This is a genomic window from Pediococcus sp., from assembly GCF_003533255.1.
In the GTDB taxonomy this organism is placed as follows: domain Bacteria; phylum Bacillota; class Bacilli; order Lactobacillales; family Lactobacillaceae; genus Pediococcus; species Pediococcus parvulus.
The window spans coordinates 23833-46559 of the sequence record NZ_DOEM01000002.1 but is presented as its reverse complement, the minus strand read 5'-3'; the positions used below and the strand labels follow the sequence as shown (position 1 = coordinate 46559).

22 protein-coding genes and 1 other annotated feature are annotated in these 22727 nt (G+C 38.0%); of the genes, 2 read left to right on the top strand and 20 right to left on the bottom strand.

Features of this window, described 5'->3' with window-relative positions; genetic code table 11:
- Positions 1-40 precede the first annotated feature (40 nt).
- Both DD627_RS01360 and rpsU read right to left on the bottom strand, forming a co-directional pair.
- Positions 41-484, bottom strand: a complete 444-nt coding sequence (locus DD627_RS01360; protein WP_260274875.1) for a GatB/YqeY domain-containing protein — start codon at positions 482-484, stop codon at positions 41-43.
- A 66-nt stretch (positions 485-550) separates the two neighbouring features.
- Complete coding sequence (gene rpsU / locus DD627_RS01355) at positions 551-736, bottom strand: 30S ribosomal protein S21 (RefSeq protein WP_002830340.1); 186 nt, start codon at positions 734-736, stop codon at positions 551-553.
- A gap of 201 nt (positions 737-937) precedes the next feature.
- Here rpsU and DD627_RS01350 point away from each other — a divergent pair, with 201 nt between their 5' ends.
- Positions 938-1750: a pyruvate, water dikinase regulatory protein gene (locus DD627_RS01350; protein WP_057782726.1), complete on the top strand. Its 813-nt coding sequence runs from the start codon at positions 938-940 to the stop codon at positions 1748-1750.
- A gap of 81 nt (positions 1751-1831) precedes the next feature.
- On the opposite strand, the gene DD627_RS01345 is transcribed toward DD627_RS01350, so the two are convergent.
- The 7 genes from DD627_RS01345 to hisS all read right to left on the bottom strand — a co-directional run bounded on the left by DD627_RS01345 (position 1832) and on the right by hisS (position 9810).
- Entirely contained in the window at positions 1832-2752 is a 921-nt protein-coding gene (locus DD627_RS01345; protein WP_260266872.1) for a deoxyribonuclease IV, read from the bottom strand.
- 3 nt (positions 2753-2755) lie between these two features.
- The gene (locus tag DD627_RS01340; RefSeq protein WP_260274874.1) at positions 2756-3967 is read right to left on the bottom strand and encodes a CDP-glycerol glycerophosphotransferase family protein; all 1212 of its coding nucleotides are present in this window, start codon (positions 3965-3967) and stop codon (positions 2756-2758) included.
- Positions 3968-5119, bottom strand: coding sequence for a CDP-glycerol glycerophosphotransferase family protein (locus tag DD627_RS01335; protein WP_057782723.1), 1152 nt, complete (start codon positions 5117-5119; stop codon positions 3968-3970).
- 17 nt (positions 5120-5136) lie between these two features.
- A complete protein-coding gene (locus tag DD627_RS01330; protein ID WP_057782721.1) occupies positions 5137-6015 on the bottom strand; it encodes a YitT family protein in 879 nt (292 codons plus the stop codon).
- 9 nt (positions 6016-6024) lie between these two features.
- On the bottom strand, positions 6025-6555 hold the full coding sequence (msrA, locus tag DD627_RS01325) for a peptide-methionine (S)-S-oxide reductase MsrA (RefSeq protein WP_260274873.1): 531 nt from the start codon (positions 6553-6555) through the stop codon (positions 6025-6027).
- 150 nt (positions 6556-6705) lie between these two features.
- On the bottom strand, positions 6706-8505 hold the full coding sequence (aspS, locus tag DD627_RS01320; RefSeq protein WP_260274872.1) for an aspartate--tRNA ligase: 1800 nt from the start codon (positions 8503-8505) through the stop codon (positions 6706-6708).
- Between the two features lie 12 nt (positions 8506-8517).
- Positions 8518-9810, bottom strand: a complete 1293-nt coding sequence (gene hisS, locus DD627_RS01315) for a histidine--tRNA ligase (RefSeq protein WP_057782714.1) — start codon at positions 9808-9810, stop codon at positions 8518-8520.
- Between the two features lie 61 nt (positions 9811-9871).
- Positions 9872-10053, bottom strand: a binding site (T-box leader).
- 125 nt (positions 10054-10178) lie between these two features.
- Here hisS and DD627_RS01310 point away from each other — a divergent pair.
- Positions 10179-11039, top strand: a complete 861-nt coding sequence (locus DD627_RS01310; RefSeq protein ID WP_260266876.1) for an N-acetylmuramoyl-L-alanine amidase family protein — start codon at positions 10179-10181, stop codon at positions 11037-11039.
- A 6-nt stretch (positions 11040-11045) separates the two neighbouring features.
- Here DD627_RS01310 and DD627_RS01305 read toward each other — a convergent pair whose 3' ends face one another.
- The 11 genes from DD627_RS01305 to dnaJ form a co-directional block, all read right to left on the bottom strand.
- Complete coding sequence (locus DD627_RS01305) at positions 11046-11669, bottom strand: HAD-IA family hydrolase (RefSeq protein WP_068804919.1); 624 nt, start codon at positions 11667-11669, stop codon at positions 11046-11048.
- Positions 11670-11684: 15 nt separating this feature from the next.
- Complete coding sequence (dtd, locus tag DD627_RS01300) at positions 11685-12131, bottom strand: D-aminoacyl-tRNA deacylase (protein ID WP_057782708.1); 447 nt, start codon at positions 12129-12131, stop codon at positions 11685-11687.
- Positions 12132-12234: 103 nt separating this feature from the next.
- Positions 12235-14469, bottom strand: coding sequence for a RelA/SpoT family protein (locus DD627_RS01295; protein WP_260274871.1), 2235 nt, complete (start codon positions 14467-14469; stop codon positions 12235-12237).
- A 37-nt stretch (positions 14470-14506) separates the two neighbouring features.
- Positions 14507-14833: a hypothetical protein gene (locus tag DD627_RS01290; RefSeq protein WP_084254217.1), complete on the bottom strand. Its 327-nt coding sequence runs from the start codon at positions 14831-14833 to the stop codon at positions 14507-14509.
- A 43-nt stretch (positions 14834-14876) separates the two neighbouring features.
- Positions 14877-15620, bottom strand: coding sequence for a 16S rRNA (uracil(1498)-N(3))-methyltransferase (locus tag DD627_RS01285; protein WP_057782702.1), 744 nt, complete (start codon positions 15618-15620; stop codon positions 14877-14879).
- Between the two features lie 65 nt (positions 15621-15685).
- Positions 15686-16636 carry a 50S ribosomal protein L11 methyltransferase gene (gene prmA, locus DD627_RS01280; protein ID WP_260274870.1) on the bottom strand — a complete coding sequence of 317 codons (951 nt, stop codon included), beginning with the start codon at positions 16634-16636 and terminating at the stop codon, positions 15686-15688.
- Positions 16637-16657: 21 nt separating this feature from the next.
- On the bottom strand, positions 16658-17296 hold the full coding sequence (locus tag DD627_RS01275; protein WP_260266880.1) for a DNA-3-methyladenine glycosylase: 639 nt from the start codon (positions 17294-17296) through the stop codon (positions 16658-16660).
- A 133-nt stretch (positions 17297-17429) separates the two neighbouring features.
- Positions 17430-18749: a uracil-xanthine permease family protein gene (locus tag DD627_RS01270; RefSeq protein ID WP_260274869.1), complete on the bottom strand. Its 1320-nt coding sequence runs from the start codon at positions 18747-18749 to the stop codon at positions 17430-17432.
- A 237-nt stretch (positions 18750-18986) separates the two neighbouring features.
- Complete coding sequence (locus DD627_RS01265) at positions 18987-19319, bottom strand: hypothetical protein (protein WP_260274881.1); 333 nt, start codon at positions 19317-19319, stop codon at positions 18987-18989.
- A gap of 166 nt (positions 19320-19485) precedes the next feature.
- Positions 19486-21327, bottom strand: coding sequence for a translation elongation factor 4 (gene lepA, locus DD627_RS01260; RefSeq protein ID WP_260274868.1), 1842 nt, complete (start codon positions 21325-21327; stop codon positions 19486-19488).
- A gap of 184 nt (positions 21328-21511) precedes the next feature.
- Entirely contained in the window at positions 21512-22651 is a 1140-nt protein-coding gene (gene dnaJ / locus DD627_RS01255) for a molecular chaperone DnaJ (protein WP_057782694.1), read from the bottom strand.
- Positions 22652-22727 lie beyond the last annotated feature (76 nt).

The window sequence follows — 22727 nt, the reverse complement described above, 5'->3', positions numbered from 1 at the left end:
TGGTATTTGCTCCTTAATTAATGTTTATTTTGCTACGGTTCTAGCTAAGTTGACTCTTTACTGCCTGATTAACCAACTTACCATCTGCTTTGCCTTTAACCTTAGGCATTACGGCACCCATTACTTTACCAAGATCAGAGGTGCTGCTTGCCCCAACCGAAGCAATCGTATCTGCAACAATTTTTTCAATTTCTTCTTTGCTTAATTGCTGAGGCATATATTTCCCAACAATTTTGAGTTCGGCTTCCGTGCCTTTAACTAAATCGTCACGGTTACCTTTTTTAAACTCTTCAATAGATTCTTTACGCTGTTTATATTCACGAGCAATAACCGTTTGAGCTTCTTCGTCACTCAATTCGTGGTTTACCTTAACCTTTTCATTCATCAACGCCGCTTTAATCATTCGAATAACACTTAAAGTATCCTTGTCTCTGGCTTTCATTGCTGTTTTCATATCGTCTGTAATTGTTTGTACTAGGCTCATCAGTATATCCCCTTATCAAAGTTTATGATACAAAAAAAGCTCCTGATTTTTCAGGAGCATTAAAAATTAGAAGCGTTTCTTGTTCTTGCGTTTTCTTGCAGCTTCTGATTTTAACTTGCGTTTTACACTTGGCTTTTCGTAGAATTCACGTTTACGATATTCTTGTAAAGTACCTGATTTAGAAACTGTACGTTTAAAGCGGCGAAGAGCGTCATCAAGTGACTCGTTTTTACGAACGACTGTTTTTGACATTTTGAATCCCTCCCTCCGAGCTCTAAAGTAACGACAAACTTATTGAATTAAATCTGTGTTCTTTATTATTATACATAACATAGATTTTTACGTCAACAAAACAATTGCGGTTTTTTAAAATTCATTTGAAAGTTCATAAAACCGTTTTCATTCCCGTCCCTGTATGGTAGACTTAACTTAAAAGGATGAGGGTGATTGATTATGTCAACAAAAGTATTTATAATTTCTGATTCAGTTGGAGAAACTGCAGATTCTGTAGCCAAGGCTGCTTCTGCTCAATTTCCAAATGAAAAATTTGAATTTGATCGTTATCCGTTTACACAGACAACGTCTTTACTCGATGGCATTTTGAAACGTGCAAAACGTCAAAAAGCCATGGTATTTTCTACATTTGTTAATCCAGAACTAAATAAGTTTGCAAAAGATCAATGTGAGCAAGCCAAAATCTTGTATTATGATGTTTTAACCCCTGCAATTTCGCTTTTTAAACAACAAACAGGTCAAAAAGCAGCTAATAAACCTGGGACTGTGCATAGTTTAGATGAAGGCTACTTTGACAAAATTGCTGCAATGGAATTTGCCGTAACCTATGATGATGGTAAAGATCCGACTGGCTTCTTAAAGGCTGATATTGTGCTTCTTGGTGTTTCTCGGACTTCAAAAACACCACTTTCTCTTTACTTAGCTAATAAAGGATTTAAAGTTGCCAATCTACCACTTGTACCACAAGCTGCAATTCCTGATGAAATTTGGAAAGTTGATCCTAAAAAAATCTTCGGTTTAACTACAACGCCAGAAGTTTTAAATGATATTCGACGGCAACGAATGATTTCTTATGGTTTAAATCCAGATTCTTCATACTCTAACACGGAAGGAATCAAACTCGAGTTAGATTACGCTGATGAAATCTTCAAACGTTTGGGATGTTTAGTCATCAAAACTTCTAATAAATCCATTGAGGAAACTGCAACATTAATTATGGAAAGTCTCGATGTGGATGTAAGCGAAGAATAAGAATTTTACAAAAAGAGCGAATAAAACAAGACAAAGTCGGCAAAAACTATGTTTTTGCCGACTTTGTTTTGTTTTTTTAATTTACTTTAAAAACGCATCAAATTCAGTTTGTTCAAGTACATCGGAAACTAAATCAGGATTAAACTTTTCTGCTCTCAGCATGGCAATTTCATAACCATACGGCGCATATTTTTGTTTAACATCATTAGGATCTGGAATCCACGGAGTTTCCATAATCTTTGGAACCGCCGTGAGTTGAGGATGGTGGACTATTTTATTCAGCGTTTTAAATCCAATTGTGCCCAGACCAATATCTGCATGCCGATCTTTATGACTCCCCTGCGGATTTTTGGAATCATTCAAATGGATAACCTTTAAATAGTTCAAACCAACTTTTTGGTCGAACTCTTCAAGAACGTCGTCAAAGTGATCTCGAATCCCATAACCTGCATCACTCGTATGACAGGTATCAAAACAGACAGCAATCTTATCCTGCAACTTTACTCTTTTAACGATTTCAGCAATCTCTTCAAAAGTTTTCCCGACCTCAGTCCCTTTTCCGGCCATCGTTTCGATTGCAATCTGAACATGTTGATCTTCAGACAGGATTTCATTTAATCCCTGCACAATCTGATCAATTGCAGCCTGTGGCCCAGCTCCCACATGGGCTCCTGGATGTAAAACAATTTCACTCGCACCCAAGGCATCCGCCCGTTTGATTTCATTCTTTAAAAAATTGACCCCAAACTCGAAACTTTCCGGCTTTTTTGTGTTTCCTAAATTCACAATATAAGGTGCATGAATGATCAAGTTGCTTAGCGAGTTTTGCTGCATGAGCTTTTGACCCTCAGAGATCCGAAGCTCTTCAATCGGTTTGCGCCTCGTATTCTGCGGAGCACCTGTATAAATCATAAACGTATTCGCTTTATAAGCAATTGCAGTTTCTACTGAACCCAAAAACATTTTAGGTGCTTTCATACTTACGTGAGATCCTAATAACATGCCTTATTCCTCCTCGTAAATTCCAATCGCTTTAATAACTTGTTTTGCAGCGGTTCCTTTTTCCCAACTTGTAAATTTCTTCTGAAACTCATTAAACTGACGGTCATAGTTGGCAAACGTCCCCTCAAAGTCAAACACCGAGAGTTGTTTATAAAATTCCGTTGACGTGGTCACAATTGGGCCAGGACATTCTTCTAAATAATTAAAATAAAAACCTCGTAGTTTACCTGCATAGTGATCTAAATCATAAGGGAAAAAGAGCATTGGTCGATGCAAGTTGGCAAAATCAAACATAACTGATGAGTAATCGGTAATAAGCAAATCACTAATCAAATAAAGTTGATTAATGTCAGTATCAGCTAAAATTCTCACACGTTTTTCAAATCCACGAATATCAATATGATCTTTAACCAAATAATGAGGTCGAATAATCAGAATTGTATCACGTGAAACTAGCGAAAAAAACTTTTTTAAATCAAACGGTAAATCAAAACGATAGCGTCCCTTATAAATAAACTCATCATCCCGCCAAGTTGGCGCGTACAAAACTACTTTAGCATCACTAGCACCAAGAATTTTAAGTTTTAAATGACGAATAGTGTCTAAATTATTATCTAAATACAACACATCATTGCGCGGGTACCCCGATCGAATAAATTTATTATTAAAGCCAAATGCACGTTTGAAAATGGCTTCTGAATAAGAATTAGGAGCAATCAAATAATTCCAACGTGCTGATTCTTTTTTAAAAGCTGCATGATATTCTGTCGTAGTTGTCCCAGGGATCTCCACGTTTTCAATATCTATACCCAATTTCTTTAATGGTGTTCCGTGCCAGGTTTGCACATATGTAGTTCCCCGATTCTTATGCCACCACAATGGCATGCGTGAATTAAACACCCAGTATTCCGCACGTGCAACAGTCCATATCCATTTAAACGACCAACGTTTTAGTATCTGAATTTCTGGATATGTTCTTTTTACTTCTTCAAAACGTCGACCCTTAATGCCAAAAAACAAGGAAGGTGCATACTCTGGATGGGTCAAAACTAATTCTTGATAGATTGCTGCAGGATTATCACTAACATCTTGCCCATTAAAACTTTCAAAAATAATTAAGTGGCGTTTAATAGGCAAACAAATAAGACAGTCATTGATTAATATCAAAAAGTAGCGGATTAGAACTTTTATGAGTTGTCCAATCATATGAAACATTTAAAAGCCACTCCGTTTCATCAAAAAATCAATTATTCGTTCCGCAGCCTTACCATCATTATATTGATTCCACGTTTCATTAATTGCCATAATAATACTTTTTTGGTCTTCTGGATTTGCAAAAAAACGTGAAAGTTGATCAACACTAGTAATCATAATGGCATGAAAGTCATCAGAAAAATCCCTTTGTAAACCAACTTTCTTTTCAAAATCGTTTTGGTCAAAGGTAAATAACCCAATATTATGCGCATTATCAAGCAAAGTATAATCAAATAAAATAGACGAGTAATCCGTGACAAGTGTATCGGTAACCGTTAATAACTCATCTGTTGAGATTTTTGGATCAATTGAAGTAATAAAAGATTCTTTTTGCTCCCATTGCTTTTCCAAATCCTGTAAATGAGGATGCAACCGTAAAATTAAAACGGTATTTTTTGGTAATTTCAGATTTTCAAATCCCGGAGCAAAAGAAAATTTGACTCCCTTCCGATAGGTCGGCGCATATAAAATCAAACGCTTGTCCTTTAGTTCAGGGTAACGGGTAAAAAATTTATCTCTTGCTTGAGTAACCCAATTTTTATCACTAAATTTATCTGATCTTGGGTAACCCAATTTGCGCATTTGATGACCATCTAGACGATAATTTATTTGAAAAATATCAGCCATTTTTTGAGAACCAACGAAAATATCATCCATCACATCGTAAACCCGTTGAAATCGGACTTGCGCTGATGGACGTCGTCGTTCAGTTGAGGGATCACTGAATCCGAATTCTTTAATAGCCCCATTTGCATGCCATAACTGTGACACTCGCATCCGTTTTGTTTTGATAATTCCTCCCATAAAAGGATAGTAATTATCAATTAAAATTAACTTACTACGCATTAATTGAGGGATTAACTTAAAAAATACAAAAGAGCCATTATCGAATTCCGTTAATTGAATGGTTTTAATAGTTTTTAATTCTTGAACATCGTTTTCAACCTCATGCTGATAATAGACATTCAGTTTTAGTGGTGCAATTCGTTCTGCTAAACGGCTAACAAACTCATTATTATTTCCAAAACTCATTAAATAAGTGACTTGTGTTTTTCTTTGCCCAGCAAATAATAGCGAACATAGTCGAACGAGAAACATATAAATATTCTTCATTTCGCTTGCTCCTTGATTTATAGTGACGGCTCATAGAAATGCCCTAAAATTTTGACACTCCCAGAAATGCTTACAAACGCTTTCGGGTCTGACTCCTTCATCGCCATTTCCAGTTCACTCATTTCATATCGTGAAATAATAGTAAACAGGATGGTTTTTTGATGATGATTGTAGGCACCTTCAGCTCCGTGAACAATTGTAATACCTCGCCGAATATGGTTTTGCACACTATCAATCACGCTCTTCGGCCTATCCGTGACAATCATCACTTGCATGCGTTGTTGCCTAGTATACGTCATGTCCATAATTTTGGCATTTACAATTAAACCAATGGCGGAATAAAATGCGTATGGCCAACCATAAACGTATCCTGCTGCACAAACAATAAATGCATTAAACACCATATTAATGGTCCCAATACTTTTTCCTGTTCGTTTTCGTAAAACCATTCCTAAAATATCTAGACCACCAGTTGACAGTCCGTTTTTTAAGGCTAGCCCTGTACCATAACCGTTTACTGCTCCACCAAAAATAGCGCAAATGATTGGATCCGTAGTCAACGTCATGGGATGCAACACTTTAATCATAATACTTGCAAGACCAACCGATAAAATCGTAAATAAAGTGAATCGATGACCAATCTGAGCCCATGCTAAGAAAAACAGCGGAACGTTTAAGACAAAAAGCATAAGCGCTGTCGATAGACTAAAAGGCAGATAGCGACCACTTAGTGTCGAAACTAACTGCGCAAAACCGGTAATTCCTGAAGCATAGATCTTACCTGGGGTCCAAAAGAAGTTCATCGCGATTGAAACTAAAATTGCATAAATAAAAGCAGTTCCAGCTAAGGCAGTGTATTGATGTCGTTTGGCAATCTTTTTAAACTGTTTATCCATGAAAAGTCATTAATTCTCCTTTTCCCAATGAGCTTTTCTGAAAGTGTCTCGGCCACCAGCCTCTTCCTGTGCGTATCTTTCAGGATTTTTTCGATAGAAATCCTGATGATAATCTTCTGCAGGATAAAATGGAGCCACATCTTCAATTTTGGTCACAATTGGATCGTCAAACTGTTCACTTACTGCAAGTGCATCCCGTGATTGTTCTGCAATTCGGCGTTGCTCTGGACTATTCACAAAGATAACTGGTCGATAATTATCTCCCCGATCTTGAAATTGGCCCATAGCATCGGTTGGATCTGTTTGTTGCCAGTAAATTTGAACTAACTGTTGATAAGACATAATTTCAGGATCAAATGTAATCTTAACTGCCTCAGTATGGCCAGTTGTATGCGAACTAACCTCTTCATAGGTGGGATTCACAGTGTGACCACCTGTATAACCAGAAACTACCTTTTTAATGCCTAGCAACGAGTCAAATGGTTGAACCATGCACCAAAAACATCCACCGGCAAAAATTGCTGTTTCTTCTTTACTCATTATTCAACATCTCCATTTTTACAAAATTAACTTCAAGCTACATTCAGCTTATATAGTATCATAACCCACTTTTGTTTTCTGATTTTTTGATTAAATAATTAAAATCAGCTGGTAATCTTAAGCATTACTCAGCTGATCAAAATTTATAATCTATTTATTTTCGTTATTTTCATCATTTTCATTTACTGAAAATAGATGTAATTCTTGTAGTTGTTTCTCAGCTACTGGTCGTGGTGCAGAAGTCATTGGCTCAACGGCTTTTGAATTCTTAGGAAAGGCAATAACATCGCGAATATTATCACGTTTAGCTAGCAAACGTGCAAAACGATCCAAACCAATTGCAAGGCCACCATGTGGTGGAAAACCAGTATCCAACGCATCCAAGAGATAACCAAAACTCTTTTCAGCCCGCTCTTTGGTAAATCCTAAGGCTTTCAGCATGCGGCCTTGAAGTTTGCGATCATGAATACGAATTGATCCACCACCAAGTTCCAAACCATTTAAAATAATGTCATAGCTTTGTGCACGCGCTTTATGAGGATCTTCATCATCGTTCATTAGATAGTGTACATCTTCTTCATTTGGCATCGTGAATGGATGGTGCGCAGGAACCCAACGTCCATCCCCTTCGTCATATTCAAACAATGGCCAGTCTACGACCCACAGATAGGCAAATTTGTCGTCTGGAATCATATTCTGCTCTTTTGCAATTGTAACCCGCAAATATGCCAAAGTATCTGCCACAACTTTGATACGGTCAGCAACAAATAATAGTAAATCACCATTCTTAGCTTCGGTGGCATTTAAAATCTGTTCCCGAATCGCATCATCTTTAAAGAATTTAGCAATGGGGCCTGAAAAACTATCATCTGTAACTTTCAGCCAAGCTAACCCCTTTGCGCCAAACCGTTTAATATATTCGGTGTACTTGTCAATTGCCTTGCGAGAATATAAGTCAGCGCCACCAGGAACCGCAATTGCTTTAACTTGTCCACCATTCGCAACAGCCCCTGAAAAGACTTTGAATTCGGAATCTTTCATAATGTCAGAAAGATCCTTTAATTCCATTCCAAAACGAACGTCAGGTTGATCCGTTCCAAAGCGGGCCATAGATTCATTCCAACTAATTCGGTCAAAAGGTAATTTAACGTCAATATCTAAGGTGTCTTTCATGACTTTAGCAATTAAGCCTTCGGTCAAATCTTGAATCTCTTCTGCATCTAGAAAACTAGTTTCCATATCGATTTGGGTAAACTCAGGTTGACGGTCCCCGCGTAAATCTTCATCACGGAAACAACGTGCAATTTGATAATAGCGATCAAAACCTGCCCCCATTAACAACTGCTTAAATAATTGTGGTGACTGTGGCAAAGCATAGAAATGCCCAGGATAAAGTCTTGAAGGAACTAAATAATCACGGGCTCCTTCAGGCGTTGATTTCGTTAAATCTGGCGTTTCAATGTCAATAAACCCGTTTTCATCAAAGTAGCTATGAACAGCTTGGGTGATACGATTACGAATCATCAGGCCCTTTTGCATTTCAGGGCGTCGTAAGTCAAGGTATCGATATTTAAGACGTAATTCATCAGAAACGTTGATATTGTCTTGAATGTAAAATGGTGGTGTTTTCGCCTTATTTAAAATCTTTGCTTCATGGACCTCAACTTCGACTTCCCCAGTTTTCATGTTCGGATTAATTTCTTTTTCTGATCTTGGAACAACTTTCCCGTTAATTTCAATGACGTATTCGCTACGTAGCTCATCAGCGACATCTAAAGCCGTTTCAGAAAATTCCTTACTGAAAACTAACTGAACGATTCCTTCACGATCACGTAAATCAATAAAAATTAAATTACCCAGATCACGTCGCTTCTGAACCCAACCTTTTAAAACAACGTCTTGGTTCAAATATTGTTTATTCACTAATCCAGCATATGTTGTGCGTTTCATATTACCTATCTCCTATTTCTCTAAGAATTTGCCAAATAGTTTTGGAAAATTTTTATACACATCTTCAAGTTTGACTTGGTGCTCATCACCCGTGGCCATGACCTTTAAATTTACCACTTGATTAGCCAACTCGTCGTTTCCAATTGTCATCACAATTTTGGCATTCAGCCGATTAGCTGTTTTAAACTGTGCTTTAGGTTTTCGATCGAGATAATCTTGATCAGCACTAAAGCCATTTTCACGAACAGCCTCAACTATTTTTAAGGTTTCAGCCTTTGTCTCATCACCAATTCCCACAACATAAACATCTAATGAGTTAGTTTCCGGCAATGCTGCCTTTTGAGCCTGCATCAATAATAAAAGTCGCTCAACACCTAGCCCAAAACCAATTCCTGGCGTCTCTGGGCCTCCCAATTCTTCAACTAGGCCATTATACCGGCCACCAGCACAAACTGTAACGTCGCCATCTCCTAGCACCTTATCATGCGCCATAATTTCAAAAATCGTGTGATTATAATAATCTAGTCCGCGCACCATGGATGCATCTACTTCATAGGGCATATCTAAGTCATCTAAAAGTTGTTTAACAGTTTCAAAATGTTTTTTTGAATCTTCACTCAGATAATCCAAAATGGAAGGCGCATCAGCAACTAATTTTTGGTCATTCTTATCCTTGCTATCTAGTACTCGTAAAGGATTCCGGTGCAAACGTTCCTTGGAATCATCACTTAATTCATCAAAATGAGGTTCTAGATAAGCAATCAATGCTGCTCGATAAGCTTTCCTAGTTTCTTGATCACCCAAAGTATTAATCACAAGTTTGAGATTTTTAATTCCCAATTTTTTCAATAAATGCATGCCCATCGAAATGACTTCAACATCTAAATTAGGACTTTCACTACCAAATGCCTCTACACCAATTTGATGAAATTCACGAAGTCGACCTGATTGTGGTCGCTCATATCGAAACATTGGTCCCATGTAGTAAAGTTTAACTGGCTTAATTTGTTCCGGACCATAAAGCTTATTTTCAACAAAAGCTCGCACAACACCAGCAGTTCCTTCAGGACGAAGGGTGATGTGTCGATCCCCTTTATCGTGAAAATCATACATTTCCTTTGTCACAATATCAGATGTATCACCAGCACTTCGAGAAAAAACTTCAAAATTTTCAAACATTGGGGTACGAATTTCGTTAAATCGATAATTTGCAAACAATTTTTTTGCAACATCTTCAATGTAACTCCAAGCAACAGCCTCTTCAGGTAAAATGTCGGCCGTCCCTTTTGGACGTTGATATTTCATAGTAAACCCTCCTATAGATCTTAAAAAATTCTAAAAACAATAAAAAACGCCCTTGTTTTTATACAAGGGCGCTTAGGCGCGGTACCACCTTAATTAAATACTCATCTAGATAACGTCTTACAACGGAGTCTGAATATCAGACTCACCTCGAAAGTGTCTTTAGCAGATCCAAATACCCACTCACAGCAATTCTGGGTTCTCTGAAAAAGGAGACTGCTTACTATTCTTTGTCTCTGGTTTTAATATTAAACTACCATTAAAATTACTAAACTATCGGTTCGCTGTCAAGGGTTCAAAGAGAAATATCGCAATTTTCGCGTCATCTGGTATATAATAATGAAAAGAATCTGAAATACGGAGTATAAATTATGACCACTAAGTTTCGCAATCTAATCAAGCAAAATCGACTTCAACTAAGCATCATTTTAATTTGTTTAATTGCCACATTTTTTCTGACACATACGCTCTTTTCTGATAAAACAGTGCGTGTTAGTTTAGATAATGTGGTGGTTCGCACCGGACCAGCCCTTTCATATTCCAAATCTGGAATAGTTAATTCAGGAAAACGGGTCACTGTTTTAAAGAAGAAAAGTGGTTGGCTACGTGTTCGCTATAATGACGATCATTTCGGCTGGATTCCCAGCTGGCTGACCAACCGCAAATTTAATTTCAGTAAGGCCACCAATCTTTCCGAAGCAACTATTGTGTTAGATCCTGGTCACGGTGGCAATGACTCTGGTGCTCTAGGAATTAATCAAAAACATGAAGAAAAGACTTACACTTTAAAAACAGCCAAACTTGTACAAAAATCACTTGAGGCAAAAGGCGCACGTGTTTTGATGACAAGATCAACCGATGAATACGTAAGTCTGGCAGCTCGAGCAACTATGGCCAATAAACACAAAGCAAATGCCTTTATCAGCTTTCATTATGATTCTGCACCAGAAAACAACTCTGGTTCCGGTGATACCACTTACTACTACCACAAAAAAACGTCATTAAGGCTCGCCGAATTAGTGAATATCCAGCTAAAATCAAAAATCAGTTTAAATAATCGAGGTGTCCAATTTGGGGACTTCGAAGTGATTCGTGACAATACGCAACCCGCATTGTTAATTGAGGGCGGCTATATCAACACCAGCAACGATTTTAAACAAATTAGTAGCTATCACTACCGAAAGCAAGTTGCTTCTGCAGTCACAGTTGCACTTACCCAGTTTTTTGAATAGGACTTTTTAGTTAAAAATAACCAATAATTCGGCTAGGTCTTTAATTTGTTTTTCAGGTGAACTTGTCACTTGAATAGTATGATCCGGGTCAAATAGAATTCCTTTAATACCCGCGTTATGAGCTGCCAAAATGTCGAGATTACGATCTCCAATCATGATGGCAGTTTTTTTGTTGACTTTAAACTGTTTAATTAAATAATTTAAAGAAGCTGGATTCGGTTTCCTAGGAAACTGATTGGCTCCTGTCACATACCCTGTAAACAATTCTCCGAAACCATGCATTGCTAATAATTTCTTAGCTTGATCATCTCGATGGGTAAGCAAAAAGTTACGGCCGTTCCAAAGGACGTTTTTCTGGCAGACTTCATAGGCATTTGAAAATGGTATTGCCCTGCCCAAAATTTCCGATTCATATTTCGCATAATCTTGTTTAAGATTTGCGAGATCCAAACCATTTTTATGCGCATATTTTGCTAGCGTTTTCCCTAATGACCCTCGCCGCATGGCCTGATATAAATCAACTGCCGTCGTGTGAAGTACCTGATTTGCGGTTAAAGCCGCTTCGAAACTTTCGACCATAATTGGATAAGTATCAAACAAAGTCCCATCAAAATCCCAAAATAAATCCATGTGAAAACTCCTAACTTAAAGTTGATCCGTGTCATAAATAATGGTTACTGGCCCGTCATTTTGCAAATCAACTTGCATGTCAGCCCCAAATTCGCCAGTTTCAACTATGACACCAGCTTCTCTTAGTTTCTGATTAAATTGGTCATAACATTTCTTTGCATGTTTCGGATCCCCGGCATCCGTAAAACCAGGACGGTTACCATGCTTCGTATCTGCATAAAGTGTGAATTGAGAAACAGACAAAATGCTACCATTCACTTTTGCTAAATTTAAATTCATTTTGTGCTTTTCATCTTCGAACACACGAAGGTTAACAATTTTATGAACTAAATAATCAATTTGTTCAGTGCCATCCTTATCTTCAAAACCAACCAATAATAAATAACCAGTGTTAATTTTACCGACTGATTCTTGTTTTATGGAAACTTGTGCATGTTTAACTCGCTGTAAAACTACTCTCATTATCAATTACTCCTTTTATAAAAATTAAAACAAAAACCCTGAAGTCTAAACTAAAATCCTTAAACATAAGATTAAAGTTAAATTTCAAGGTCAGTTTGTAAGCTTAATGTGTAGGTCGCTTGACCACGTATACATCCTTCACAGTTTTTAAACTATCCATAATATGATTAAGATGATTCAAATTGCGCACACCAACTGTCAAACTGATTGTCACCATGCGATTATGATCAACTTTTCCATTTACAGAATTTAAGTAGCGTGTTGTGTTATTGACTTTTTTTAATATATCGTTCAACATGCCATTACGATTATAGCCTTCAACTTCAAGATCGGCCGCATAATTGTTATGTGCATCAGCCGTATCTTCCCATTCAACACCAATCAACCGTTCGTCCTGGGACTCAGCATGTGTCACATTTGGACAATCTTCACGATGAACCGAAACACCACGCCCTTTGGTAATATAACCCACAATCGGATCCCCTGGAACTGGATTACAGCAATGACTTAACCGAACCAAAAGGTTATCGGCCCCTTCAATAATAATACCGCTCGAGGAACTCTTCTTTTTGCGTTCCTTTTCTGAATCATGATCATTTGAAATTGTCTGGTGCTCTTCAAGGAGTTCATGTTCTTCTTGCCGTTTTCGATCTTCCTCTTGTTTAGCGCGGACATCATCAGTTAATCGATTAGCTACCCCAACCGGAGCGAGATCTCCAAAACCAACTGCAGCATATAGATCATCGACAGAACTATAGTGTAGTTTATTAGTAACTTTTTCGAGCTTCTCCGACTCTAGGACAATTAATGGATCAAAACCTGTTTGCCTAAGTTGGTGTTCAATAGCTTCGCGGCCTTTTTCGATATTTTCAGAACGGTCTTGCTGTCTAAAAAATTGCTTAATTTTATTACGTGCTCTACGAGTAGAGACTAAATTAATCCAATCGTGACTTGGTCCCGCAGAACTAGAAGAAGTTAAAATATCGACAATGTCGCCATTTTTAATTTTATAATCCAATGGCACAATCTTTCCATTGACCTTGGCACCCGTCGTATGGTTTCCAACTTCTGTATGAATCGTGTAAGCCATATCCAATGGACCGGATCCTTTGGCAAGTTCAAAGACGTCTCCCTTGGGTGTAAATGCATAAACGCGATCGCCAAAAAGATCGCCCTTTACAGAATCCATAAAATCAGCGGCATCTTTACTTTCATCCTGTAGCTCAACAATTTCTTTAAACCAATTCAGCTTTTTGCCAGTATCACTGGTTTGAACTTTATCTGTTTTACCTTCTTTATACGCCCAATGAGCTGCAACACCATATTCAGCAACTCGGTGCATTTCCTCAGTTCGAATTTGAACCTCTAGAGGTTTGCCTTCTGGACCAACAACCGTTGTGTGTAATGACTGATACATATTAGCCTTGGGCATCGCGATATAATCTTTAAAACGGCCAGGCATCGGTTTCCAGCGAGTGTGAATGGCTCCTAAAACTGCGTAGCAATCCTTAATAGAAGGAGTGATAACTCGAATAGCCAGCAGATCATAAATCTGACTAAATTGTTTGTGTTGGTCAACCATTTTTCGGTAAATAGAATAGATATGCTTAGGACGACCATAAATATCAATTTCATGTAAATTTAAAGCATCTAACGCGTCTTTAATGTCCTTAATTGCTAAAGCAATATACTCTTCGCGTTGATCGCGGCGAGAATTCATCAAATGCGCAATTCGATAATATTGTTGTGGATTTAAATACCGTAACGAAATATCCTCTAATTCCCATTTAATGGTACTAATTCCTAATCGATCGGCAAGCGGTGCATAAATTTCCAACGTTTCATTTGCAATTCGGCGTTGTTTGTCCGGGCGCAGGTGCTCCAAAGTTCGCATATTATGCAATCGATCAGCTAATTTTACAATAATGACCCGAATATCTTTTGACATCGCAAGTAGTAACTTACGATGATTTTCAGCAAGTTGTTCTTGGTTAGATTTATAGCGAATTTTACTAATCTTGGAAACGCCATCCACAATAACGGCGACATCAGAGCCAAATAACTCCTTGATGTCTCCCAAAGTAATAAGTGTATCCTCGACCGTGTCATGCAAAAAACCCGCACAAATTGTTGCCGGATCCATTTTTAGTTCAGCTAAGATCCCCGCAACTTGAATAGGATGCATAATATAAGCTTCACCAGATTGACGATATTGATCCTGATGAACATAGGTGGCAAAATCACAAGCTTTCTGAACAATCGCCACGTGATCGGCATTCATATATTTTCGACACATATTTAAAACATCTTGAGCAGAAAGAACCGGCTCTTGTGACATAAGTAAGCCCCCTTTATAATTTTTAAAACTTTAGAGATTAACTCGTTAACCCATATGCAATATAACTTGTGCTCAAATAAACAATTACAAAATAGTAAGCGTATCTTGGTAAAAACAAATACACACCTAGTAAAAAGAAAATTGGAAATAACCACAATAACGCCCAGTGCACACGATTAGCCTTAATTAAAGATCCCAAAATTATGGCAGCTAGTGTATTAATGATCATTAAAAACCACAGATCAATAAAAACATGGGAAGCACTTGTAATATGTAAAACAAACGGTAATAAGACGCCTAAAACCACCCCGGCAACCCAATATCGCCATTTTATTTGGACAAAAAATTTTAAAGTTTTATTCAAATTCATCCCTCCACTGCTGACTTTCAAAGTATATTTCCTAATTCTACCTCATTTCCTTTAAAACGGAAATAGCAGAAAGTAAATATAATGGTGCCGTTTCTGCACGTAAAATTCGGGGTCCGAGGCCAACACTTACAAACCCCACGTCTCTTAAGGATTCGACCTCACTATTAGCTAATCCACCTTCTGGACCGAACAACACTAATGCAGTGTCATTCGGTTGCATTTTTCCAATTTGGGCGTGTAATTGTGTGTGCTCGCCATGCTTGGCAGATTCTTCATAAGCCACAATTTTAAACTTTCCCGGCCATTTAGATAAAGTTTGCAAATCATTATAATAGGTCACAGTTGGAATATAATTGCGATGTGATTGCTCTGCAGCCGACTTTGCAACTTTTTGGAGACGCTCAACTTTTCGCGTGACCTTTTTTTCTGGCCATCTAGCTACAGAAAATTCGGTTGGCAAAAAAATAAAATTTCTTGCGCCCATTTCCGTGCCCTTTTGCACAATATATTCACTTTTATCACCTTTAGAAATGCCACATGCAATCGTCACTTCTACTGGCAGTTCCGCCGATTTTTCAAGTTGATAGATAGGCATTATATGAGCCTCTTGGGGATCAATTCTTTCAATTTTCCCAATAAAAACCTCATGCTTTTTTGAAACAAATTCAGCCTGATCATTCACTTTAGCACGCATCACTCGTACCAAATGGTGAAAATTATCACCGGCTATTGAAAAAGAAACTTTTGTTTGAATCATCTGATCAGTAAAATAACGTTGCATGCCTTTACTCCTTCCCATCTTATCTATATTGATCAAAACTTTGATTAGGTTTCACTAATTTAACATCACTGATCTTCCGCCGGCTTTTTTGCTACGATTGCCCGCCAATCTTTCATTTGTAAAACTTCAATAATTTCGAAATTATCTTTTTGCAAATCATCAAGGATTAAATTTAATTTATCTTTGATAATTCCAGAAGTAATAAATAAACCACCCGGCTTCAAATATTTTTTTGCTTGTGGTACTAAAGGCTCAATGATTTCAGCCAAAATATTTGCCACAACAACATCTGCTTGTACTTGAATTCCCTCAAGTAAATCATTTGGTTTGATTTCAATATTTTTTACATCTGGATTTAGCTTTAGATTCTCCACAGCCGAATCAACCGCCACCTGATCCAAATCAAAGGCCCTAATTTTTCCTGCCCCCATTTTGCTGGCCGCAATACTTAAAACACCTGAACCAGTACCAACATCAATGAGTTCTTCGCCACCACGTAAATACATCTCCAACGCCTGCAAACACAATTGTGTTGTGGGATGGGTTCCCGTCCCGAAGGCCATACCAGGATCTAACTTTAAAATCTTTTCCTCATCGGCCGTTTTTTTGTAAGTTTCCCAATCGGGAACTACCGTTAAATAACGGGTAATTCGAACTGGATGATAATACTTTTTCCAAGCAGTTTGCCATTCCGTTTCTTCTAATGGCTTTTGCAAGACGTTTGCAGGCACTGGGTCTAAACCAAAGCTTATAAGTTGGTCAACTTGATGTTTAATTTGTGGTAACAAGTCGTCAACTTTTATTGATTCAGGATAATACCCGGTCACTGATGCACCACTTTTGATATGAGGAATATCCGCCAAATTTAAGATTTCCCCAAATCGACCAGCGCGTAATTTTTTATAATCTTCAGCGTCTTCGATCTTAACTCCCTTGGATCCAGCCGTTTCCAAAATATTAGTAACTGCTTCTACTGCCTCATTTGAGGTTTGTACAATTATTTCTGTCCATTTCAAAGTTATCAATCTCCTTAAATGTTATTGCCAACCGTACGTTTTAAACTCAATATCACGTTTCCTCATTTTTGATACATAAGGATTCCCCGCTACGAAGTATCGTAACGGTTCAGACGTCCAAACACCTTTATTTGGAACCCCAATCCGGCCACTCTGAATAATATGCGTCGCCGTTTTAAAGTCTTCAAGATCTAAGCTTAAGGAACCCTCATTCAAACGAGTCCCCTTTAAAGACTTAGGGATGCCAAAGGCTTGCATTAATTTTCCAGGTCCACTGGTGAGTTCAAATGGCTGTTGCACTTTTCGATTCTTACGAAATTGAGATAATCCCTCCGCAGGTTGTACGGCACGAATTAAAACACCCTGAGGATCGTCAACTTTTTGAGTAATCAAATTCAAGAGCAATTGCGTTCTCATTTGGTAAATATAAATGGTACCAGCTTCATGATAAAGTGGTTCATTTTTAGGTGTCCGGTGTCCTTGAAAAGCGTGCGCTGCTTGATCTTTAGGACCGATATATGCCTCATCTTCAACAATGTAGGCACTCAACATCCCAAGCTCGGTTTCAAAACAAATTTTTTTGCCTAATAATTTCTTAGCAATATCTGCTGTGTTTCCGCTAAGGAGAAAATGTTGAACCTGTTCAAAACTTGTTGTCATCTAAAACTCACCAATCTATACGATTAATTTATGCTACTTGTATTTTACAGCTTTAACTTCATAGAAAGCAAAAAAGAATTTAATCCTAGTAAAGGACCAAACTCTTTAGTTTTAAATTTGAATTAAAGCATCATTATTTAGCTTTTCGATCATCAAATTCTTTTTCACTAGCAGCCTTTTGTGGTAAGACCAAATTTAGTACAATTCCTAAAACTGTTGCAACGGCTAAACCTGAAAACTGATACTGTCCCAACTGCAGATAAGCATTTCCAATCCCAATAACCAAGATAGCTGAAGTAATCATGAGGTTACGTTTAATATTGAAATCTACTTTCTCATCAATTAATACCCGTAGTCCATTGGAAGCAATTGTTCCGAACAAAAGAAAACTTATTCCGCCAATTACAGGTGAAGGAATGCTTTGAATTAGGGCACTCAGTTTACCAATAAAACTAAATATAATTGCAAACATTCCGGCACCAGCCAAAACATAAACACTGTGGACTTTGGTGATTGCCAAAACACCAATATTTTCACCATAACTTGTAACAGGTGGGCCACCAACAAATCCAGCAATAAGAGATGCGGTCCCGTCACCAGCCAAAGTATGGTTTAATCCAGGATCTTCAAAGAAGTTCCGTTTAGTCAGTTTGTTGAGGACCATAATATGTCCAGTATGTTCAGTCATTGTCACAAACGCAATCGGCGCCAAACTCAAAACCGCGCCCCAATAAAAATGAAAACGATAAGTTAAGAATGGGACTTGAAATTTTGGTAATGAAAACCAAGAAGCTGCCATAACACCGCTGAAGTCTACAATCCCGAACAAAACAGCAACCACGTAGCCTACAACAATTCCCAAAAGAATTGGAATTAAACTAATAAATCCTTTCAGGTACATGTTAAATCCAATCGTAACTAATAGTGTAATCATCGCAACCGCGAAATATCGCCAATCGTAAGTGGTTGAACCAGAAGTAAGTGTGCGCATGGTAGCGTCAGTCGCAGCCGTTCCGGCTAATGATAAGCCAATCACCATTACGATCGGGCCGACAACAATGGGTGGCAAAATTTTGTTGATCCATTCAGAACCTACAAAACTTACGATTAAGGCAACAATCAAGTATACTAACCCGACAGCCACCGTTCCTTGTGCAATACCGGGATATCCCGTTGTTTTCATTAAAGCAACCATTGGGACAATAAATGAAAAACTTGAACCCATATAAGCTGGAATCTTACCCTTTGTAATAAGTATGTATATTAGGGTGCCGACACCAGAACTAAAAAGCGCAATACCAGGATTCAAGCCCACCAAAATAGGAACTAGAACAGTTGAGCCAAACATTGCAAACATATGTTGAATTGATAAACCAATCCAGTGTCCTAATGTTGGTCGATCATGAATATCCAAAACGACATCATCATTGTGAAACTCATTTATTTTCGCCATTTAAAATCCTCCTAATATATTAAAACCCCTTTGAGTTGTTCGACTCAAAGGGGTTCAGAATAATAGTTAGACTTAATTTATTCTAGACTACCTTCGAAGTCTCACAGGACATCTTTAAAGGTTTCATTACAGCTAAGATACTCTTTAATTTATCGAACGTCAACTAAATTGGACAATAATCCTGCTCCACAAAAAAACGAATGACTGGCAACGTCTGCCATCACTCGTTTGTTTTGCTTACTTTGATTCTATTTTCTCGTCAGGTTCGATTTTATTAGTCTTCAATCGACCTTTTTCCTTTTGGTTCACGTGCTGCTTCAAATACTTAATTAGATCAGATTCACGTTTAAAGATTCGAGGATGCTGCTGTTTATGCAGGCGCAAATCAATTTCGTTAATCTTAATTCGTCCTGTCCAGGTATGGGAATACTTGATAATCAAGCGATTATTCAAATCTTCTTTTCCAAACTTAAAAACATAAACACTTTCAGGAGTCATTAATGGTCTGATATAATGTTTTTCATACTTATATTTATTGGAGTTCATGAACTGTTTCGTTCGCTTTAAAATAAATAACACCTCCAAAAAATTTGCTTAAAGCCCCTTGACTCAATTCTAGTTAATCATTATATTAAGCTATTCTTCAAAAAAAGTAAACCAATTTGATGAACTTATTTAATACCCGTTGTAAGTGAATTTAATGAATTATACTTAATGACCACTCACTATTTATCTTTTAATTATTATCATTTTGTTCGGTATCTGTCTTCAAAACGGCCATGAAAGCTTCTTGCGGAATTTCCACAGTCCCTACAGCTTTCATGCGTTTTTTCCCGCGTTTCTGTTTGTCCAAAAGTTTAGCACGCCGATCAGGATCACCTGTATGAATTTTAGATGTGACATCTTTTCGATATGCCTTTATATTCGTTCGTGAAATAATTTTTACACCAATGGCAGCCTGAATTGGAATCTCAAAGTTTTGACGTGGAATAATTTTCTTCAACCGACCAGTAATTTCAATTGCGCGCTGTTGGGCAAAATTACGATGAGCAATAAAACTCAACGCATCAACCTTTTTACTGTTCAAGAGAATATCGATTTTTACCAAATCACTTGGCCGATAATCTTCCAATTCGTAATCCAACGAAGCATAGCCATGTGTCCCTGACTTTAACTTATCAAAAAAGTCAAAAATAATTTCAGATAGTGGCAGGTAGTACACCACGTTTACCCGGTAGGTGTCCAAATAATCCATGGTGTCGAACACCCCTCGACGATGTTGGCATAATTCCATTACTGGACCTACATAGTTGTTAGGCACCATTATTGACGCTTTGACAAACGGTTCCTTCACATCTTTAATACTTGACGCATCAGGCATCTCAGAAGGATTTTCAACGACCAGTTCACTACCATCTGTTAATTCTACATGATAGGTAACAGATGGCGCCGTCGTAATAAGATCTAAGTTAAATTCACGTTCTAAACGCTCCTGAACAACGTCCATGTGCAAGAGACCTAAAAAACCACAACGGAAACCAAATCCTAAAGCTTGTGACGATTCAGGCTCAAACTCTAACGCTGCATCATTTAATTGTAATTTTTCGAGAGCTTCCCGTAAATCGTTAAACTTCGCATTATCGGTTGGATACAAGCCGGCATAGACCATCGGGTTCATTTCCCGGTAACCATGTAAAGCTTCCTTAGCCGGTTGTTTCACTCCTGTCACTGTGTCACCAACACGGGTATCTTTAATATCTTTGATACTAGCCGTTAAATAACCAACATCACCGGCCATCAAATAATTGCGTTTGATCGGTTTGGGTGAGTTCACCCCTACTTCCGTCACTTCGTACTCGCTACCACTATTCATTAAGCGAATATGGTCACCAGGTTTCACCATACCTTCGAACAAACGAATACTCAACACAACCCCACGGTAGTCATCGTACTTCGAATCAAAAATTAAGGCCTTCAGAGGACCATCTAATTCACCTTCAGGGGCCGGTACTTTGTCTACAATTTGTTCCAATAATTCTGGAATACCGATACCTTTCTTGGCACTCGCAAGAACAGCATCAGACGCATCTAATCCAATGACATCTTCAATTTCAGTTCGAACCCGTTCTGGATCAGCCGATGGCAAATCAATTTTATTGATAACCGGAACAATTTCCAAATCATCATCCAAGGCTAAATAGACGTTGGCTAAAGTTTGTGCTTCCACACCTTGAGCAGCGTCAACAACTAAAATGGCACCTTCACAAGCTGCCAAACTTCGTGAAACTTCGTAGGAAAAATCAACATGACCAGGAGTATCAATTAAATGAAAAATGTATGTTTCCCCATCTTTGGCTTTGTAATGCAATTCGACCGCATTTAATTTAATTGTAATTCCTCGTTCACGCTCCAAATCCATTGAATCGAGTAATTGATCTTGCATATCTCGTTTTGCAACTGTATCCGTCAATTCCAGGATTCTGTCTGCCAGAGTGGATTTCCCATGATCAATGTGGGCAACAATCGAAAAGTTTCGAATATGTTGCTGGCGATCCTTCAAATCTTTGTATTCAGGCATTTTAAATCCCACTTTCATATAACTTCATTCATCCTATTATAGCAACGTTTGAAGCCAATCTCAATTATTTCATTTTCAAACCTGTTTGCCAAAAAGTAAAAACACGAAACTAAATGTCAGACAAGCGTCATTAAGAAAATTAATTTGCTTGTCAAAGTTCACCATCTTGTTCGTGTTTAAGATACTACTTAAATTTATCAAAAAATCCATTCTTACCTGAACCAGAAACCTTTTCGCCGCCAGCTTTAGCGAATGCCCGCATAGCTTCTCTTTGTTCTGCATTCATATTCTTTGGTGTTTCAACAATGACCGTAACCTGCTGATCACCATTACCGTTACCTCTTAAACGAGGGGCACCTTTTCCGCGCAAACGGAAGGTCGTCCCGGTTTGAGTTCCAGCCGGTACTTTCATCTTAACATCACCATGAACCGTTTTAACTTGGATTTCGTCACCCAAAGCTGCCTGGACAAAACTAATTCGTTTATCCAGATAGATTTCAGCACCTTCACGCTTGAACACTTTACTTGGTGCTACACGGAAGATAATGAACAGATCACCATAGCCACCACGGTTTGTACCTGCTTCACCCTGACCTTGTAATCGCATTTGTTGACCATCTTCAACGCCTGCAGGAACTGTCACTTTGACTTCATGACGTTCATTTACATGACCAGTTCCTTGGCAAGTTGGACATTTTTCTTTGATTTCTTTACCAGTTCCATGACAAACGTCACAAACTTGTTGTGAAACCATCCGACCTAAAGGTGTATTTTGAGTTACTTGAATATAACCGGCACCATGACATTTTGCACAAGTAACTGGTGAAGTTCCAGGTTTTGCACCAGAGCCATCACATGTCTTACAAAGTGCTTCTCGATTATACTTAATTGTAGTTTTTTTGCCAAACACACCCTCTTCAAAAGTAAGGTCCATTTGATACTGTAGATCTTCACCTTGTTGAGGTTGATTTGGCTGTGCACTACGACCTCGACCACCGCCACCAAAAAACTGGCTAAAAATGTCATCGAACCCGCCGCCACTGCCACCAAATCCGCCAAAATCAGCAGAATTAAAACCACCGTTACCACCAAATCCAGCATTTGCATCAGCTGAACCATACTGATCATAACGAGCTCGTTTTTGATCGTCGCTTAAAACTTCATAAGCTTCATTTACTTCTTTGAATTTCTGTTCAGCTCCAGGAGCCTTATTCAAATCAGGATGATACTTTTTTGATAATTTTCGGTATGCCTTTTTAATTTCATCGGCAGATGCATCTTTGGATACCCCTAAGGTTTCATAGTAATCTTTATTCTCCGCCATTATGATCCTCCATTTTTATCGATAAACTTAGAATATCATAGACCAAATGTAATAAAAAGCCAAAGTCGATATGACT

Bases quoted from the DNA above. Each gene is read 5' to 3' on its own strand.
- DD627_RS01360 (WP_260274875.1), bottom strand. From the start codon at position 484: ATGAGCCTAGTACAAACAATTACAGACGATATGAAAACAGCAATGAAA.
- rpsU (WP_002830340.1), bottom strand. From the start codon at position 736: ATGTCAAAAACAGTCGTTCGTAAAAACGAGTCACTTGATGACGCTCTT.
- DD627_RS01350 (WP_057782726.1), top strand. From the start codon at position 938: ATGTCAACAAAAGTATTTATAATTTCTGATTCAGTTGGAGAAACTGCA.
- DD627_RS01345 (WP_260266872.1), bottom strand. From the start codon at position 2,752: ATGTTATTAGGATCTCACGTAAGTATGAAAGCACCTAAAATGTTTTTG.
- DD627_RS01340 (WP_260274874.1), bottom strand. From the start codon at position 3,967: ATGTTTCATATGATTGGACAACTCATAAAAGTTCTAATCCGCTACTTT.
- DD627_RS01335 (WP_057782723.1), bottom strand. From the start codon at position 5,119: ATGAAGAATATTTATATGTTTCTCGTTCGACTATGTTCGCTATTATTT.
- DD627_RS01330 (WP_057782721.1), bottom strand. From the start codon at position 6,015: ATGGATAAACAGTTTAAAAAGATTGCCAAACGACATCAATACACTGCC.
- msrA (WP_260274873.1), bottom strand. From the start codon at position 6,555: ATGAGTAAAGAAGAAACAGCAATTTTTGCCGGTGGATGTTTTTGGTGC.
- aspS (WP_260274872.1), bottom strand. From the start codon at position 8,505: ATGAAACGCACAACATATGCTGGATTAGTGAATAAACAATATTTGAAC.
- hisS (WP_057782714.1), bottom strand. From the start codon at position 9,810: ATGAAATATCAACGTCCAAAAGGGACGGCCGACATTTTACCTGAAGAG.
- DD627_RS01310 (WP_260266876.1), top strand. From the start codon at position 10,179: ATGACCACTAAGTTTCGCAATCTAATCAAGCAAAATCGACTTCAACTA.
- DD627_RS01305 (WP_068804919.1), bottom strand. From the start codon at position 11,669: ATGGATTTATTTTGGGATTTTGATGGGACTTTGTTTGATACTTATCCA.
- dtd (WP_057782708.1), bottom strand. From the start codon at position 12,131: ATGAGAGTAGTTTTACAGCGAGTTAAACATGCACAAGTTTCCATAAAA.
- DD627_RS01295 (WP_260274871.1), bottom strand. From the start codon at position 14,469: ATGTCACAAGAGCCGGTTCTTTCTGCTCAAGATGTTTTAAATATGTGT.
- DD627_RS01285 (WP_057782702.1), bottom strand. From the start codon at position 15,620: ATGCAACGTTATTTTACTGATCAGATGATTCAAACAAAAGTTTCTTTT.
- DD627_RS01275 (WP_260266880.1), bottom strand. From the start codon at position 17,296: ATGACAACAAGTTTTGAACAGGTTCAACATTTTCTCCTTAGCGGAAAC.
- DD627_RS01270 (WP_260274869.1), bottom strand. From the start codon at position 18,749: ATGGCGAAAATAAATGAGTTTCACAATGATGATGTCGTTTTGGATATT.
- lepA (WP_260274868.1), bottom strand. From the start codon at position 21,327: ATGCCTGAATACAAAGATTTGAAGGATCGCCAGCAACATATTCGAAAC.
- dnaJ (WP_057782694.1), bottom strand. From the start codon at position 22,651: ATGGCGGAGAATAAAGATTACTATGAAACCTTAGGGGTATCCAAAGAT.